Below are 17487 nucleotides of genomic sequence, written 5' to 3'. Positions count from 1 at the left end.
ATCTCGCCGAAGGCGTCGAGTTGTTCGGCGATCGACGTCTCGCCATCGGGCGTTTCGAAGGCAGCCTTGCTGAAGCGTGTTGGATTCGAGCCCCACGGCATCGAACGCTCGGGGAAATGCAGCTGGTAGAGGTCGATATAGTCGGTCTGCAGCCGCGTCAGGCTCTTGTCGACCGCCTCGAAGATCTGCTTGCGGTTGATGCGGGTCGGTCCGCGATCGTCCCGGAACCAGTCATTGGCCGAGCGGCCGACGATCTTGGAGGCCAGGATGACCTTGTCGCGGTTCTTCCGCGCCTTGAACCAGCTGCCGATGATCCGCTCCGTCGAGCCCTGCGTCTCCGGCCGCGGCGGAATCGAGTACATTTCTGCCGTATCGAAGAAATTCACGCCCTGCGCGAGAGCGTAGTCCATCTGCTCATGGCCCTCGGCTTCGGTGTTCTGCTGGCCCCAGGTCATGGTTCCAAGGCAAATGACCGAAACCTGGAGGTCGGTGCGCCCAAGACGGCGATATTGCATGGTCAGACAACTCCGGAGATTGCGCGCAGGGGCGCTCATGGGGTGGGAAGCGATTTTCGGGCCGACCGGCATGATGCGAACGCCCTGCTCCGTGGCGGCGCATCGGTCCGGAACGGAAGGGATCAGGATTTCGAGCGGATGGTCTCCAGGAAACGCTCGACCGTCGGCAGAATCCGCTCGACGATGACGCGCACGCCTTCGGCTGTCGGATGCAGCAGATCCGGCTGGTTCAGCGCACGATCGCCCGCAATGCCCTCGAGAAAGAACGGATAGAACACCAGCGCGTGTTTCTCGGCGAGTGCCCTGAACAGCCCGTCGAAACGGCCGGTGTACTCCGCGCCGAGATTGCGCGGCGCATACATCCCGGCCAGCAGCACCGGGATACCGCGCACTTTCAGCCGCGTGATGATGTCCTCGAGCGCTTTTTCCGTCACCGCCGGATCGAAACCGCGCAGCGCGTCATTGGCGCCAAGCTCGACAATCACACCATCGGTCCCGTCGGGCACCGACCAGTCGAGCCGCTCGAGGCCCCCCTGGGCGACATCGCCCGAGACACCGGCATTGGCGATATCGACGGCATGTCCCTTCTGGCGCAAGGCTTGCTCCAGCACCGCCGGAAATGCCGCGCTCGCTGGCAGGCCATAGCCGGCGCTGAGGCTGTCGCCCAGCACGACAAGCTTGAGCGGGCGCGGTGTCTGGGCTTGTGCCATGGCTGAAACCGGAAGGAGCATCAAAAGCGCCAGCCAAAAGGCCGCAGCGCAAAAAGCACGGGCAAATGATTGGACAAGCGCGCGACCGCGCCCATATCGGGCGGCGGGGCGCAACGCGCCGAGACCCCATCCCCATCGCGATGCGATGCGGATGGACGGCGTCGATGGCATTGAAGACAGGATCATGTGGCGATGAGTGATAAGTCAGCCCCGGCGATCGAATTGCGGGATGTCCATCTTAGTCTGGGGCGTGCAGCCGCCCGCGTCCATATCCTGAAGGGCGTTTCTTTGTCACTGGCTGCCGGCGAGGCGACCGGGCTGGTCGGTCCTTCGGGATCAGGCAAATCCACCCTGTTGATGACGATGGCCGGGCTCGAACGACCCGATTCCGGACTGGTGAAGGTAGCGGGCCAGGATCTTGGTCAGCTCGGGGAAGATGGCCTTGCGGTTTTTCGTGGGCGCCAGATCGGCATCGTCTTTCAGTCCTTCCATCTCGTTCCGACCATGACGGCGCGCGAGAATGTCGCTCTGCCACTCGAACTTGCGGGCGCAGACGATGCGTTCGCCCGGGCGGAAGCCGAGCTGCGCAATGTCGGGCTCGGCGATCGCATGGACCATTATCCGGCCCAGCTCTCCGGCGGCGAGCAGCAGCGTGTCGCGATCGCTCGCGCCGTCGCGCCTGATCCGGCCATTCTCGTCGCCGACGAACCGACCGGCAATCTCGACGAGAGCACCGGCCGCTCGATCGTCGATCTGATCTTCGCGCTGCGCCGCGAGCGGGGCGCCACCCTCGTGCTGGTCACGCATGACCTCTCGCTTGCCGCGGCCTGCGACCGGACGGTGCGCCTGCGCGCCGGGCGGATCGAAGCCGATGCCGATCTCGCCGTCGCCTGAGCCCTCGCCATGCACGCTCCGGTCAAGCCCACCGCTGCCACCCCTCCCCGCTCCCCTTTTGGCCCGGCACTCGCCCTGCGGCTCGCCTGGCGCGATCTGCGTGGTGGCCTGCGCGGTTTCGGCGTCTTCATCGCCTGTCTCGCTCTCGGCGTCATGGCCATCGCAGCCGTCGGCTCGGCGTCGCGCGGCCTGACGGAAGGATTGCATCGCGAAGGGCGACGCATTCTCGGCGGTGACGTCGCCTTCAGCCTGATCCATCGCGAGGCCACCGCCGTCGAGCGGAGCTTTCTCGAAGGACGTGGCGCCCTCTCGACCATCGCCACGATGCGCGGCATGGCCAATGCGGGCGACAAGGGCGCGGCCCTGATCGAGCTCAAGGCGGTGGATTCCGCCTATCCGAGCATCGGCGAGGTCGTCAGCGAGCCGGCTGGCCCGCTTTCCGATCTGCTGTCCCAGAGCAATGGCAGCTTTGGCGCCATTGCCGATCCCGTGCTGCTTGGTCGCCTCGACCTGAAGGTCGGCGACACGATCTCGGTCGGCAGCGCGCGCGTGCAATTGCGCGCCAGCCTCGTCTCAGAGCCGGACAAGATCGCGTCGGGCGTCGGCTTCGGTCCTCGTCTTCTGGTGTCCCAGGACGCATTGCGTGCCACCGGATTGCTCCAGCCGGGCAGCCTGGTGCGCTGGACCTATCGCGTCTCGCTGCCCCCCACGGCGTCCGATGATGCTGCCCTCGAGCGCCTCACCGCCGATGCCGGTCACCAACAGCCGGACGCTGGTTGGGAAATCCGCTCGCGCGCCAATGCCGCGCCGAGCTTTCAGCGCAATCTCGAGCGTTTCACGCAGTTCCTGACCTTGGTCGGACTGACCGCCCTGCTGGTTGGCGGTGTCGGCGTCGCCAATGCGGTGCGCCGCTTCGTCGAGGCCAAGAAGCTCGATTTCGCGACCTTGAAGGCGATCGGCGCAACCGGCGGGCATGTCGTCGCGATCCATCTGACCGAGGTCATGATCGTTGCGGCGCTTGGCATCGCGATCGGTCTTCTGCTGGGCGCCGCCGCGCCCTTCGCGCTCGGCTATGCGCTTCGCGACCTGCTGCCCCTGCCCTTCGAGCCGACATTGGCGCCAGGAGAGCTGGTGATCGCGGCGCTCTATGGCCTGCTGACCGCGCTGGTCTTTGCGATATTGCCGCTCGGCCGGGCGCATGACGTGCCAGTCTCGGCCCTGTTCCGCGACCAGATCGAGCCGGATCTGCGCCGGCCCAGGCTGGTCTATCTCGGTGTTTTCCTTGCGGCTCTCATCGGCCTCGTCGGCGTCGCAGTCGCCTTCGCCTATGACCGCCGCATCGCACTGATCTATATCGCCGTGGCCGCCGGCATCTTCCTGCTGCTGCGCCTCGTCGCCTGGAGTCTGATGGCTCTCGCTCGCCGCAGCCCGCGACCGCGGAACCCGGCCCTGCGGATGGCGCTCGCCAATGCCCATCGCCCCGGCGCATTGACGCCGTCGCTCGTGCTCTCGCTGGGCCTCGGAGTCGCCCTGCTCTCGGCGCTCGCCTTCATCGATGTCAGCCTCACCCGGCAGTTGACCCAGTCGCTGCCGGACAAGGCGCCGAGTTTCTTCTTCCTCGATATCCCGAACGGCCAGAGCGCGCGCTTTGACAGCTTCATCGCCGAAACGAGGCCAGGCGCCACGCTCGAACGCGTCCCGATGATGCGCGGCCGCATCACCAGTCTCAACGGCGTGCGTGCCGAGCAGATCAAGGCCTCCGAGCAGGCAGCCTGGGTCCTGGATGGCGATCGCGGCATCACCTATGCGGAAACCATGCCCGAGGGCTCGATCATCACTGCCGGGGAATGGTGGCCGGCAGGCTACCGCGGCGAACCGCTCGTCTCCTTCGATGCGCCGATCGCCGCCGGGCTTGGGCTCAAGGTCGGCGATAGCGTCACCGTGAACGTGCTGGGCCGCAACATCACGGCGCGGATCGCCAATCTGCGCACCATCGAATGGCGCTCGCTCGGCATCAATTTCGTCATGGTGTTCTCGCCCAACACCTTTGCCGGCGCGCCGCACACCAATCTCGCAACTGTCACCTCCGGGACCGACGCGACGGCCGGCGCCGATGCGCAGCTGCTGCGCCGGCTGGCGGTCGAATTCCCATCGGTCACCGCCGTGCGGGTGAAGGACGCGCTCGAAGCGGTCAACACCATCGTCAGCCAGCTCGCGACCGCGATTCGCGGCGCCTCGGGCCTGGCGATCGCCTCCAGCCTGCTGGTCCTGGCAGGCGCTCTCGCGGCCGGGCAGCATGCGCGGCTATACGACGCGATGATCCTGAAGACGCTCGGCGCGACACGTCGCTTCATACTTTCGTCGTACGCCCTCGAATATGCCGGAATAGGTTTTGTCTCCGCCCTGTTCGGCGTTGTCGCCGGCGCATTGGCAGGCTGGGGGGTCGTCACCCAAGTGATGAAGATAGAATTCGTCAGCGATCCAACCGGCGCGATCCTCGCTGCGACTGCCGCGATCATGGTCACCGTCCTGTTCGGATTGTTCGGAACCCTAAAAATACTATCGAAGGCGCCAGCTTCTCATCTGCGGAATTTATGAGAACTGTCGCTCTTGCCTCCGAGATAGACATGGAGCGTTCGCCGCATTGCATCATTCTGGGGCCCGTGATCTATTCAGGCGGCGCTCTTAACCATGGCGGCCTCTTGTAAGGTCGCTCAATCCCCCTCATATTCCGCGTTGTCGCCACGATTTTGGGCGATGGTGGAGATCGCGGAGGCGATGTCCGCCCCGGAATTCTACCTGTGAGGGAAATCGCTCTATGAGCAACTTCGACCGCAATGCTCCAGTCTGGGGTGCCGGCCGCGCACAGCAGACCAGCGCCGTCGAGATGGATCAGGGCCTGCGCTCGTTCATGCTCGGCGTCTACAACAACATGTCGATCGGTCTGGCCATCACCGGCCTTGCCGCCCTCGGCATCAGCATGCTCGCGATCGGCGGCGTCTCGGCGGAAGGCAAGATCACCGCACTTACCCCGCTCGGCCAGGCCCTTTATCTCAGCCCGCTCAAATGGGTTGTGATGCTGGCCCCGCTCGCCTTCATCTTCTTCTTCTCGTTCAAGGCCGAGAGCATGAGCTCCTCGACCGCGCGCACCATGTTCTTCGCCTTCGCGGCGGTGATGGGCGTGTCGATGTCCTCGATCTTCGTCGTCTTCACCGGCGCGTCGGTCACTCAGGTCTTCTTCATCACGGCCGCCGCCTTCGGCGCGCTCAGCCTTGCCGGCTACACCACGAAGAAGTCGCTTTCGGGCATGGGCTCCTTCCTGATCATGGGCCTGATCGGTCTGGTGATCGCCTCGGTGGTCAACATCTTCCTGGCCTCGAGCGCGCTCTCTTTCGCCATCTCGGCGATCGGCGTGCTGGTCTTCGCCGGCCTGACCGCCTGGGATACCCAGCGCCTGAAGGAGATGTATCTCTACTCGGATCTGGACGCCGAATCGGCTGCGAAGCTCTCGGTGAACGGCGCTCTGTCGCTCTACCTGAACTTCATCAACATGTTCCAGATGCTGCTTCAGCTGTTTGGCGATCGTCGCTGATCGATCGTCCGCCTTGCAGATCAAGCGAGCCCCGGCTGCAAAGCCGGGGCTTTTCTTTTGCGTTCCTCGCGGTCCATCTTGATCGGATGGACCCCATCACGATCAGGGACGGTCGCATCGACGACATCCCCGTCATCACCACGATCTATGCCGATGCCGTCTCGAACGGCACCGCCTCCTGGGAGCTTGAACCGCCCTCGACCGGCGAGATGCAGCGGCGCTTCGAGGCGCTCATTGCCGATGGCTATCCCTATCTCGTCGCGACCAGAGGCGAGGATCTGCTCGGTTATGCCTATGCCGGTGCCTATCGCCCGCGCCCGGCCTATCGCAGCACGGTGGAGGACTCGATCTATCTCTCGCGGCAAGCACAGGGCTTCGGTATCGGCCGCGCTCTGCTGAGCGCGCTGATCGCCGCGTGCGAAGTCAGGGGCTTCCGGCAGATGGTCGCGGTCATTGGCGATGGGAACGGCGCCTCGGCCGCCTCGCGACGGCTGCATGAACACGCCGGATTCGCGCTCATCGGGGTCGCCAGGGCCGTCGGCTACAAGCACGGCCGCTGGCTCGACCAGATGCTGATGCAGAAGGAAATCGGCGACGGCAACCGAACCGCGCCGCCCCTCAACTCACCACGCTGAGCTTCTTGTCGACCACCCGCAGGACACGGCTGAGATCCGAGCCGCGCTTCAGGATCAGCCCGGTCGCCGCGACGATCGAGTACGCGCCCTGGCGCTTGGCAAGGGCGGGATCCTTGACGATCCGGTAGAGCGGGACCTCGGAGGTTCGGCGATAAACCGAGAACTGTGCCTTGTCCTTCAGGAAATCGATGGCGTAGTCGCGCCATTCGCCGGCAGCGACCATCCGGCCGTAGAGATTGAGAAGCTCAGAGAGTTCCCGGCGATCAAAAGTAACGGCCGCCGGCTTGGCCGGACCGGGGAAGGCAACCACCGCCCCGGCCCCGTGCGATTGCGGCGTTTCGCTTTCGCTCATAGCGCCTCCCGATCGGCGGTCGGGCAGGGCCCGATCGCACTTCCCGTTGGGCAGGATGATGCGCCCCGGATGCTGCGCTGGCAAGAGATCGAGGCAGGCCGAAAAGAATCACGCCTTCGTCAGCCACGCCGCATTTTCGCCGCGAACGCGCCAAGCGATGGCCAAGTTGCCGGGCTCAACTCTCCTCGTTGCCTCGACGGCCCGGCCTCATTGAGTTCCGGATACGTCAGCCCCCCAGCCCCCCGGGCTTGGTGAGGTCGGGCCTATCGGTTCGAGGCTACCTCAACGGCTGGCGGTTTCCGCTGGCCGTTTTCTTTTGGCGAAAATGCAGGCTCTTCAGCGGTTTTGTCCGTGATACTGGGCATTTGGCCGCATATCGACGGCCGAGGCCATCCTGTTCGACATGTTGAAGAACGAAGCGACCGCACCGACATCCCAGATGTCACGTTCGCCGAATCCCGCCGCCCGCAACGCCTCGCGATCACCTTCCTCGACGAGATAGGGCGTCTCGCTCAGCTTCACCGCAAAATCGAGCATCGAACGATGGCGGGGCGAGAGCGAGGCAGCGCGATAGTTCATGGCCATCAGCTCGCCGAGCACCGGATCCCCCGAGAGCTGACGGACCGCGGCGCCATGTGCCGTCAGGCAGTAATAGCACCGGTTCACGCTCGACACGGCGACGGCGATCATTTCGCGCTCGAGCTTGGAGAGACCCGAAGGGCCGAGCATCAGGTCGTTGTAGAACGCGGCGAAGGCCGTGAGCTTGGCATCGTCATGGGCGTAGGCCAGCAGCACATACGGCACGAAGCCGAGCTTCTCCTGGCATTTGGCGAAATAGGCCCGATTCTCGGGCGACAGTTCGACTTCCGGCAACGCCAGCGCCATCACCCTTGGCGACTCATCCTGCCGAGTCGGAAGCTCTMCGACCTTCGATTTGTCATGCTTGTTCGACATGGTCCGTTTCCTGATGTGTCGGCGGGGTTGAACTTTCGACAGGATCTGCCGCGATGTTCGCACGGGCGCCCTTGTTCGTGTGCATGATGCGACGAAAGTTGAAAGGCGCCGCAGCCTATGTCATCGCTGCGGCAAAATAACTGAGGGTTCTGGGGATGGTTAAACGAGTGACGAATGCAACGATCGAGGCTCTGGCCGCGGTCGAGGCCGCAGCCTCCCAGAGCGGAACCGGCATGCCGGCGGAGTTTCCGAAGCTGCTCTATGGCCGCGTCGTTGCCGAAGATATCGTCGCACTCCCGCCGGATCTCCTCGCCCGTGCCGCTGCCGCCGCCTACAAGCATCTGACCGCGAAGCGCCGGCCCGGCACGCCGAATCTGCGTTTCCGGGACGAGGCGTTCAGCGAGCATGGCCGCGAACGCCAGATCACGATTCTCGAGGTCGTGAACGATAACAAGGCTTTCCTGCTCGATTCGACGCTGGCTGAGCTGACCGAGCAGGGTTACGAGCCTCGCCTCGTCGCCCACCCCATCCTGGCGGTCGTGCGCGATGCCGACGGCGCTTTTCACTCGCTTGCAGGCGAAGCGACCGGACGGGCTCCGGAAGGCGCTCGCCGCGAAAGCCTGATCCATATCCATCTCGACCGTATCGACACGCCCGAGGCGCGCGAGCGCCTGAAGACCGGTCTTGAGCGGGTCTATGTCGATGTCGGCCTAGCGGTCGACGATTGGGCGGCCATGCGCGGGCGAATCACCGAGGTGATTCAAGCCTATCGCTCCAACCCGCCCCCGCTTGCCGAGGACGAGGTCGCTGAGGCTCTGCAATTCCTCGAATGGATCGCCGGCGACAATTTCACGCTTCTCGGCATTCGAGCCTACCGTTTCCCGGGCGGTGATGCGGCTGCCGACCCGATCGACAGCTCGGGTCTCGGCATCCTGCGCGATCCCTCCGTGCGCATGCTGCGCAAGAATCGCGAAATGGTGGTGATGACGCCGGAGATTCGCGCCTTCCTCGCCAAACCGCAGGCGCTGATCATCACCAAGGCCAACGTCAAGAGCCGCGTGCATCGCCGCGTCCATCTCGACTATATCGGCGTCAAGCTGTTCACACCTGATGGCCATCTCGACGGCGAGATGCGCATCGTCGGCCTGCTGACCTCCAATGCCTATACGGGCAGCGCCCGCGCCATTCCCTATCTGCGGCTCAAGGTCGCGCGCGTCGCCAAGAACACGGGCTTCGACGCGGCGAGCTATTCCGGCCGCGCGCTGCTCAACGTGCTCGATGCCTTTCCGCGCGACGAGCTTTTCCAGATCGACGGCGAGACACTCGAACGCTTCGCGCTCGATATCCTGCAGCTGACCGAGCGCCCGCGCATCCGCGCGCTGGCCCGGGTCGACGAGTTCGACCGCTTCGTCTCGATCCTCGTCTTCATTCCGAAGGATCGCTACGACACGCAGGTCCGCCGTCGCGTCGGCGAATTCCTGGCGCGGATCTATGAKGGGCGCCTGTCGGCCGCTTACCCGGCCTATCCGGAAGGCCCGCTGTCCCGCACCCATTACATCATCGGCCGCGACGAAGGCCGCACACCAAGGGTCGATCGCGCCACGCTGGAAGCCGGCATTGCTGCGATCGTCCGAACCTGGGCGGATGGCCTCAAGGACGTTCTCGACGAGCAGAAGGCGGGCCCGGCAGCGCGGTCGCTGACCGAGCGCTATGCCGAGGCCTTTGGCGCGGCCTATCGCGAGCGCTTCTCGGCAACCGATGCGCTCGAAGACATCGACATGCTGCAGAAGCTCACCCCGGAGCGGTCGCGCGCGGTCAATCTCTATCGCCGCGAGGGCGATACCGCGGCGCGGGCCAATCTCAAGGTCTTCTCGAGTGGTTCGCCGATCTCCCTCTCCGCCCGCGTGCCGGTGCTCGAGAACATGGGCTTCCGCGTCGTCAACGAGCGGACCTTCAACCTGACGCCGGCAGCCAATGGAGTTGAAGCGCCTGAGGCCGCCCGTGTCTGGCTGCACGACATGACGCTTGAGCGTGCCGGCGGAGGCGAAATCGATGTCGCCCGCCTCGATCCGACGATCGAAGCAGCGCTGATGGCCCAGTTCCGTGGGCTGGCGGAATCGGACCGTTTTGACCAGCTCGTCCTTGCCGCCGGAATCGCCTGGCGCGAGGCGGCGCTGCTGCGTGCGCTCGGGCGCTATCTCAGGCAGGTCGGCGCGCCCTACGCCCAGGACTACATCGCCGATGCGCTGACCCGACACCCCGGCATCGCCTCGAAGCTGATCGCCTATTTCGTCRCCAAATTCGACCCGCATTTCGATGCGAGCAAGCGCGAGAAGGCGATGCAGGCCGAGCGTGACAGCATCGAAGCCGCGCTCAACGACGTCACCAGCCTGGACGAGGACCGCATTCTGCGGCGCCTGGTCAACCTGATCGAAGCGGCGCTGCGCACCAATTTCTTCCAGATCGGCCCGGATGGCTATCCGCGCAGCACGATCTCGCTGAAATTCGAATGCGCCAGGCTCGACGATCTGCCGCTGCCGCATCCGCTCTACGAGATCTTCGTCTATTCGCCCCGCGTCGAGGGTGTGCACCTGCGCTTCGGCAAGGTCGCGCGCGGCGGCCTGCGCTGGTCCGACCGGCCGCAGGATTTCCGCACCGAGGTGCTGGGCCTGGTCAAGGCTCAGCAGGTGAAGAACGCCGTGATCGTTCCGGTCGGCGCCAAGGGCGGCTTCTTCCCCAAGCAGTTGCCGCCGGCGAGTGATCGCCAGGCCTGGATCGCGGAAGGCACCGAGAGCTACCGCATCTTCGTCCGCACCCTGCTGGAGCTCACCGACAATCTCGACGGCGAGACGGTCATTCCGCCGGCCGACACCGTGCGCCATGATGGCGATGATCCCTATCTCGTCGTCGCCGCCGACAAGGGCACCGCAACCTTCTCCGATATCGCGAACGCGCTTTCGATCGAGAAGGGACATTGGCTCGGCGATGCCTTCGCCTCTGGCGGCAGCCAGGGCTATGACCACAAGAAGATGGGCATCACCGCACGTGGCGCCTGGGAGGCCGTGAAGCGGCATTTTCGCGAGATCGACATCGACATCCAGTCGACCCCCTTCTCGGTGGCGGGTGTCGGCGACATGTCGGGCGACGTCTTCGGCAACGGCATGCTGCTCTCGCCGGCGATCAGGCTTGTGGCCGCCTTCGACCACCGCGACATCTTCCTCGATCCGGAGCCCGATCTGGCAGCGTCACACGCCGAACGCCAGCGCCTGTTCGCGCTGCCCCGCTCCTCGTGGCAGGACTACGACAAGTCGCTGATCTCCAAGGGCGGCGGCGTATTCTCGCGCCAGGCCAAGAGCATCCCACTCTCCCCGGTGCTGCGCGCGCTGCTTGATCTCGACAAGGCGGAAGTCACCCCGCCCGAACTGATGACCGCAATCCTCAAGGCGCGGGTCGACCTGCTCTGGTTCGGCGGCATCGGCACCTATATCCGAGCCACCGACGAGACCGATGCCCAGGTCGGCGACCGCGCCAATGACGCGATCCGGATTGCGGGCGCCGATCTGCGGGCCCGTGTCGTCGGCGAAGGCGCCAATCTGGGCTGCACCCAGCGCGGCCGCATCGAAGCCGCCCGCAACGGCATCAGGATCAACACCGATGCCATCGACAACTCCGCCGGCGTCAACACCTCCGACGTCGAGGTCAATATCAAGATCGCACTCGCGGGCCCTGTCCGCGACGGGCGCCTGCCTGAGAAGAAGCGCAACGCCCTGCTCGTCGACATGACCGATGAGGTCGGCCTCCTCGTCCTGCGCAACAACTACCTGCAGACGCTGGCGCTTTCGCTGACCGAGGCTCAGGGCGCGACGGCAACGCCCGCGCTGCGTCGCCTGATGCTGACGCTGGAAGCCCAGGGCCGTCTCGATCGCTCGGTCGAGTTCCTGCCGACCGATATGGTGCTGGCCGAGCGCGAGAAGCGCGGCGAGGGCCTGACCCGGCCGGAGCTTGCCGTGCTGCTGGCCTATGCCAAGCTCGCGCTGCACGATGCCTTGCTCGAATCGGCCATTCCGGACGATCTCTATCTCAACAACGAGCTCGCCCGTTATTTCCCGAAGGCGCTGCGCGACAAATACGGCGCCGAGATTGCCAGCCACAAGCTGCGTCGCGAGATCGTCGCAACCCAGCTCGCCAATGCCATCATCAACCGTGGCGGCCCGGCCATCGTCTCGACCCTGGCCGGCCAGACACGCGCCGACGCACCGGCGATCGCCGCGGCTTACGCCATTGCGCGTGACTCCTTCGATCTGATCGCCCTGAACGGGGCGATCGATGCGCTCGACGCCAAGATCCCGGGCAAGACCCAGATCGGTCTCTATGCCGCGGCCCAGGAACTCGTCACCGATCGGATGAGCTGGTTCCTGCGTCGGGGCGTCGCCAAACCGGGCTCCATCGAGCAAACGGTTGCGCATTACGCGAGGGGCGTCTCCGCACTCGCCGGCGAACTCGACAGCCTGCTGCCCGAGGCAGCCGCCCAGGCGCGTACGGCCCGCATCGCCGTTCTCGTCTCGGAATCAGTGCCCGAAACCCTCGCTGCGCGGATTGCCAGCCTGCCCGCACTTGCCCAGGCGACCGACATCGTCGACATCGCCGACCGGACCAAACGGTMGATTTCCGAGTTGGCGCGGATTCATTTCGGCGCCGATTCGGTCTTCGGCCTGTCCAGCCTGGCGGCAGCAGCAGCAGCCGTACCGGCGACCGACGATTATGAGCGCCTGGCCCGCGACCGCGCCATCGAAACGCTGGTCGATGCTCATGCCGGGTTGACTCAGGAGATCGCCTCGGGCGCAACCGGATCCGACACCCTCGATGGCTGGCTGGCCGAGCGTGGCGCGGAGGCCGATCGCACCCGCGCGACGGTCTCGGCCATCACGATGTCGGGCCTGTCCCTGCCGAAATTGATGGTCGCAGCCGGCATGCTCGCCGATCTTCCGAGAAAGCACTGAGACGAGATCATGACCGAGACCGAACGCGACATGCCCGCCACCCGGATCGACCCGAAACTGCTCGAGATCCTGGTCTGCCCGGTGACCAAGAGCACGCTCGAATACGACGCAGCAAAGCAGGAGCTGATCAGCCGCCCTGCCAAGCTCGCCTATCCGATCCGCGACGGCATTCCGATCATGCTGCCGGAAGAGGCACGGCAGATCGAGGGATAGACCCCGCTCTCGAGGCCCACTTCGGAGCGATCGGTGTCATGGTCGGGCCTGTCCGACCATGACGCCTCTCCTTAAAGCATCGGCCCGAAAAGTGGATTGCGGTGTTCGGGAAGGCCGATGCAAAGACAAAGGGTTAGATCATCGGAGTGGATACGATATCCGGTCCGATGATCTAGAGCGCCTCGCCTCTGAGCAGGCGCGGCGGGTCCCCTGCCAGTCCCGCCGCCTCGCGGATGAAGAAGCGCTTCAGCCCTGGCATCCGATCGACCAGCCCGAGCCCGAAATCGCGAGCCAGGCGAAATGGCGTCACGTCATTTGAAAACAGCCGATTGAGCCCGTCCGTCACCGCGCCCATCGCAACCGTGTCGAAACGCCGGGCGCTTTCATAACCTTCGAGAACGTCGGCGCTGCCTGGATCGAGCCCAAGCCGCGCGGCATCGACGATGGCCTCAGCCAGGGCCGCGACATCCTTCAGCCCGAGATTGAGCCCCTGGCCGGCAATCGGATGGATCAGGTGAGCGGCGTCACCAAGCAGCGCCAGCCTGTCGCCGACGAAGCGTCGCGCCACGCCAAAGCCGAGCGGCATCGCCGTGACCTTGCTCTCCAGTGCAAGCTCCCCAAGCTCCAGTCCGAAGCGCCGCTCGATCTCGTCGAGCATATCGGCCTCGTCGAGCGAGAGCAGCGCCGCGACATTCTCCTCGCGCTCCGTCCAGACGATCGAAGAGCGGTGGCCGAGCCTGCCGCYGTCGCTGAGCGGGAGGATCGCAAAGGGCCCGGATGGCAGGAAATGTTCGACGGCCCGCCCGTCATGCGGCCGCTCATGGCTCAGCGTCGCAACCAGCCCGGACTGGTGGTAGGACCAGCCGACCCAACCGATGCCGGCGCGTTCGCGGAGCCGCGACCGCGCGCCATCCGCAGCCACGAGCAGTAACGCCCCAATGCGCTCGCCGCCCGCATAGGTGATCTCGATGGTATCGTCCTGCGCATCGAAACCGCGAACGCCTTCCGGCCGCATCTCGACATTCGCTTCACGGCAGGCGCTCAACAGCGCCGTCATCAGCGCCATGTTCTCGACCATATGGGCGAAGGATTGTCCGGGCTCGATCTCGCCGTCAAAGGTCAGGAAGACCGGACGCACCACGTCTGGATTGCGGCTGTCGGTCACCACCATTTCGGTCATCGCGGCAGAACTGCCTGCAACGGCCTCCCAGACGCCCAGCACCTCCAGCATGTTGCGTGCAGCCGCCGCCACGGCGTAGGCGCGGTTGTCCTGACGCGGCGGTGCCGCAAGCGCCGGGTCCGCCAGGACGATTGCATAAGCCTCGCCGAGCGCCCGTTTCAGCGCCAGCGCCAGCGAAAGCCCGGCGATGCCGCCACCCGCGATCACGATCCGCCTTCCGGAATGGCCGGTCTGCTGCCCCATCGTCCTGCTCCTGCGCCTCATGCCGACCACGCCTGGACCAGCGCTTGACGACGCCCGGTGCGTCGGTGCTGATGCGGAGGATACGGCGGAACCGTCTTCGGCTCAGCCGGCCCGCCCGTCAATCCGCCCGCCAGTCGAGCCTGAAGAACCATGTCCCAGATCAGCGACTCCCTGATGTCGATCCTCGACCTCGAGCGGCTCGAGCGCAATCTGTTCCGCGGTCGCAGCCCCAAKATCGGCTGGCAGCGGGTCTTCGGCGGGCAGGTCATCGGGCAGGCCCTCTACGCCGCCTGCCAGACAGTGGAAGGCCGCCAGCCGCACTCGCTGCACGCCTATTTCCTGCTGCCGGGCGACCCCGAGACTCCGATCATTTACGAGGTCGAAAGGCTCCGCGACGGCCGCTCGTTTACGACGCGGCGCGTGCTGGCGATCCAGCATGGCGAGGCGATCTTCTCGATGTCCGCCTCGTTCCAGGCTGAAGAACCCGGCTATGAGCATCAGATGCCGATGCCGGACGTGCCGATGCCGGAGGAACTGCCGAACCGGGAGGAGATGCAGCGCAGCGTGCTGCCGCATATGCCCGAAGCCGTGCGCGCCTATTACCAGCGCGAGCGGCCGATCGAGATTCGGCCCGTCGAGCTCCAGCGCTACGTCACAGGCGAGAAGATGGAGCCGAAGTTCAATGTCTGGATCCGCTCGATGCAGCCTTTGCCCGACGATCCGGCGGTTCATCAAAGCGTGCTTGCCTATGCTTCGGATCTGATGCTGCTCGATTCGAGCCTCATCGCGCATGGCAAGACCGTGTTCGACAAGCAGATCCAGGGCGCGAGCCTCGATCATGCGCTCTGGTTTCATCGCCCCTTCCGCGCCGATGACTGGCTGCTCTATGCTCAGGACAGCCCCTCGACCTCGGGCGCGCGCGGGTTCTCCCGCGGCCTTGTTTTCGATCGCCATGGCAAGCTCGTCGCGTCCGTGGCGCAGGAAGGCCTGATCCGGCCGCGTCCGGACCGCGAATGAGCGCTTTCTAAGCAGAAGCACAGCAACCAAGCATTTGCCTGTTTATTAGGCAATCACCCCGCACCGAGTGGTGCGACGGGGCGTTTTTCCTTGCGTCATCCCCTCATGATCCCCCTCCGGCAGTTGGCACGGGCCTTGAATTGACCGGCCGTGACGTGTGTCGGGCTCCCGGCGCGCGCGGAGCGCAACGCGATCGCCGGGGCTGACATCCGGGCGGCGGAAACGGGGAAACCCAAGCATGAAAATCGTGATGGCTGTCATCAAGCCGTTCAAGCTGGAGGAGGTGCGCGACGGGCTCACCGCCATCGGCGTGCATGGCCTGACCGTGACCGAGGTGAAGGGATATGGCCGGCAGAAGGGCCATACCGAGATTTATCGCGGTGCCGAATATGCCGTGAGCTTCCTGCCGAAGATCAAGATCGAAGTCGCCGTCTCGGACGAGCTCGTCGGCAAGGTGATCGAGGCGATCACCGCCGCAGCCCGTACCGGCCAGATCGGCGACGGCAAGATCTTCGTCTCGTCGATCGAGAAGGCCGTCCGCATCCGCACAGGCGAGACCGACGGCGACGCCCTCTGATCCTCTCGATCCTTCAGTCCAGGAGTTTCAACCGATGAATTTCAAGACCCCATTGCGGGCCGGGCTGGTCGGAGCGGTGCTCGCCGCGACCACGGCGGTCGCGCTGGCCCAGACAGCGGCGGCTCCCGCCGCGCCGGTACCGAACAAGGGCGATACCGCCTTCATGATGAGCTCGACCGTGCTCGTGCTGCTGATGACGATTCCCGGCCTCGCCCTGTTCTATGGCGGCCTGGTGCGCAGCAAGAACATGCTCTCGGTGCTGACCCAGGTCTTCGCCATCGTCTGCATGGTCAGCCTGCTCTGGGTGATCTACGGCTACTCCCTCGCCTTCACCCACGGCGGCGGCCTGAACGATTTCGTCGGCGGCTTCTCGAAAGCCTTCCTGCGCGGCGTCGACGGCAACTCGGTCGCGGCGACCTTCTCGAACGGCGTCGTCATCCCCGAATACGTCTACATCTGCTTTCAGATGACCTTCGCCTGCATCACGCCGGCCCTGATCGTTGGCGCCTTCGCCGAGCGCATCAAGTTCTCGGCGCTGATGCTGTTCACCGCCCTCTGGGTGACCTTCATCTATTTCCCGATGGCCCATATGGTCTGGTACTGGGGCGGTCCCGATGCCGTCGGCAATGCGGCCAAGGCTGTCGCTGAGGCGGGCCCCGATGCCAAGGCGGCCGCAACCGCGGCGCTCGACGCGGTCAACGCCGATGCCGGCATGCTCTTCAAATGGGGTGCGCTCGACTTCGCCGGCGGCACCGTCGTCCACATCAACGCGGGCATCGCCGGCCTCGTCGGCTGCATGCTGCTCGGCAAGCGCGTCGGCTACGGTAAGGAACTGATGGCCCCGCACTCGCTGACCATGACGCTGATCGGCGCAGCCCTGCTCTGGGTCGGCTGGTTCGGCTTCAATGCCGGCTCGAATCTCGAGGCCAACGGCACCGCCGCGCTTGCCATGATGAACACCTTCGTCGCCACGGCGGCAGCCGCGCTCGGCTGGCTCTTCGTCGAATGGGCGGCCAAGGGCAAACCCTCGCTGCTCGGCATGGTCTCGGGCGCGGTTGCCGGTCTCGTCGCCGTCACGCCGGCCGCTGGCTTCGCAGGCCCGATGGGCTCGATCGTGCTCGGCCTCGTCGCTGGCGCCGTCTGCTTCGTCTTCTGCTCCACCGTCAAGAATGCGCTCGGCTACGACGATTCGCTCGACGTGTTCGGCATCCACTGCGTCGGCGGCATCATCGGCGCCCTGGCCACCGGCATCCTGGTCAATCAGGCGCTCGGCGGCGGCGGCATCCCGGACTATGTCTCCAAGCCGGGCGAGCTCGTCACCGCGGCCTATGAATTCGGGCCGGCATTCGTGGCTCAGGCCAAGGCCGTTCTCTTCACGCTCGTCTTCAGCGGCGTCGGCTCACTGATCCTCTACAAGATCGTCGACGTCGTCGTCGGTCTGCGCGTCACCACGGATCAGGAGCGCGAAGGCCTCGACATCGCCGAGCACGGCGAGCGCGCCTACAGCATGTAAGCGCCTCCGGCCGCTTCACGTGAAACAGGCCTCGGCGGTCTCCCGCCGGGGCCTTTCTCATGGTAACTGCGCCCGCAGAAGCAGGCCGATCG

Annotated in this window: 14 protein-coding genes; 9 read left to right on the top strand and 5 right to left on the bottom strand. The window is 65.2% G+C overall.

Annotated elements, in window-relative coordinates; all coding sequences use genetic code 11:
* A partial coding sequence (locus tag AC1DJT_RS10675) for an aldo/keto reductase (protein ID WP_476834038.1) occupies positions 1-515 on the bottom strand: 515 nt, incomplete at its 3' end.
* A gap of 122 nt (positions 516-637) precedes the next feature.
* Positions 638-1225, bottom strand: a complete 588-nt coding sequence (locus AC1DJT_RS10670; protein ID WP_476767864.1) for an arylesterase — start codon at positions 1223-1225, stop codon at positions 638-640.
* A 192-nt stretch (positions 1226-1417) separates the two neighbouring features.
* On the opposite strand from AC1DJT_RS10670, the gene AC1DJT_RS10665 reads away from it, so the two are divergent.
* From AC1DJT_RS10665 to AC1DJT_RS10650, 4 genes are all read left to right on the top strand, one after another.
* A complete protein-coding gene (locus AC1DJT_RS10665; RefSeq protein WP_069878613.1) occupies positions 1418-2119 on the top strand; it encodes an ABC transporter ATP-binding protein in 702 nt (233 codons plus the stop codon).
* A 9-nt stretch (positions 2120-2128) separates the two neighbouring features.
* Positions 2129-4717 carry an ABC transporter permease gene (locus AC1DJT_RS10660; protein ID WP_476767862.1) on the top strand — a complete coding sequence of 863 codons (2589 nt, stop codon included), beginning with the start codon at positions 2129-2131 and terminating at the stop codon, positions 4715-4717.
* Between the two features lie 220 nt (positions 4718-4937).
* Positions 4938-5711, top strand: coding sequence for a Bax inhibitor-1/YccA family protein (locus AC1DJT_RS10655; protein WP_441493295.1), 774 nt, complete (start codon positions 4938-4940; stop codon positions 5709-5711).
* A gap of 86 nt (positions 5712-5797) precedes the next feature.
* Positions 5798-6346, top strand: a complete 549-nt coding sequence (locus AC1DJT_RS10650; RefSeq protein WP_476767861.1) for an N-acetyltransferase family protein — start codon at positions 5798-5800, stop codon at positions 6344-6346.
* Here AC1DJT_RS10650 and AC1DJT_RS10645 read toward each other — a convergent pair.
* Both AC1DJT_RS10645 and AC1DJT_RS10640 read right to left on the bottom strand, forming a co-directional pair.
* Positions 6330-6698, bottom strand: coding sequence for a DUF2794 domain-containing protein (locus AC1DJT_RS10645; RefSeq protein ID WP_113513467.1), 369 nt, complete (start codon positions 6696-6698; stop codon positions 6330-6332). The genes AC1DJT_RS10650 and AC1DJT_RS10645 overlap by 17 nt on opposite strands.
* 336 nt (positions 6699-7034) lie before the next feature.
* Positions 7035-7583 carry a peroxidase-related enzyme gene (locus AC1DJT_RS10640; RefSeq protein ID WP_476767873.1) on the bottom strand — a complete coding sequence of 183 codons (549 nt, stop codon included), beginning with the start codon at positions 7581-7583 and terminating at the stop codon, positions 7035-7037.
* Between the two features lie 224 nt (positions 7584-7807).
* On the opposite strand from AC1DJT_RS10640, the gene AC1DJT_RS10635 reads away from it, so the two are divergent.
* Both AC1DJT_RS10635 and AC1DJT_RS10630 read left to right on the top strand, forming a co-directional pair.
* Positions 7808-12652: an NAD-glutamate dehydrogenase gene (locus tag AC1DJT_RS10635; protein ID WP_476834037.1), complete on the top strand. Its 4845-nt coding sequence runs from the start codon at positions 7808-7810 to the stop codon at positions 12650-12652.
* A 9-nt stretch (positions 12653-12661) separates the two neighbouring features.
* The gene (locus AC1DJT_RS10630) at positions 12662-12865 is read left to right on the top strand and encodes a Trm112 family protein (RefSeq protein WP_441493292.1); all 204 of its coding nucleotides are present in this window, start codon (positions 12662-12664) and stop codon (positions 12863-12865) included.
* 172 nt (positions 12866-13037) lie between these two features.
* Here the strand turns inward: AC1DJT_RS10630 and AC1DJT_RS10625 are convergent, their stop codons facing one another.
* Positions 13038-14288, bottom strand: a complete 1251-nt coding sequence (locus AC1DJT_RS10625; protein WP_476834036.1) for a ubiquinone biosynthesis hydroxylase — start codon at positions 14286-14288, stop codon at positions 13038-13040.
* 150 nt (positions 14289-14438) lie between these two features.
* On the opposite strand from AC1DJT_RS10625, the gene tesB reads away from it, so the two are divergent.
* The 3 genes from tesB (at position 14439) to AC1DJT_RS10610 (ending at position 17395) form a co-directional block, all read left to right on the top strand.
* On the top strand, positions 14439-15305 hold the full coding sequence (tesB, locus tag AC1DJT_RS10620) for an acyl-CoA thioesterase II (protein ID WP_476834035.1): 867 nt from the start codon (positions 14439-14441) through the stop codon (positions 15303-15305).
* Positions 15306-15543: 238 nt separating this feature from the next.
* Positions 15544-15882: a P-II family nitrogen regulator gene (locus AC1DJT_RS10615; protein WP_043236992.1), complete on the top strand. Its 339-nt coding sequence runs from the start codon at positions 15544-15546 to the stop codon at positions 15880-15882.
* Between the two features lie 34 nt (positions 15883-15916).
* Positions 15917-17395, top strand: a complete 1479-nt coding sequence (locus AC1DJT_RS10610) for an ammonium transporter (RefSeq protein WP_441493289.1) — start codon at positions 15917-15919, stop codon at positions 17393-17395.
* Positions 17396-17487 lie beyond the last annotated feature (92 nt).

This window comes from Allobosea sp. 05T422_2, assembly GCF_056396265.1.
This window is presented reverse-complemented; position numbering and strand designations above follow the sequence as displayed.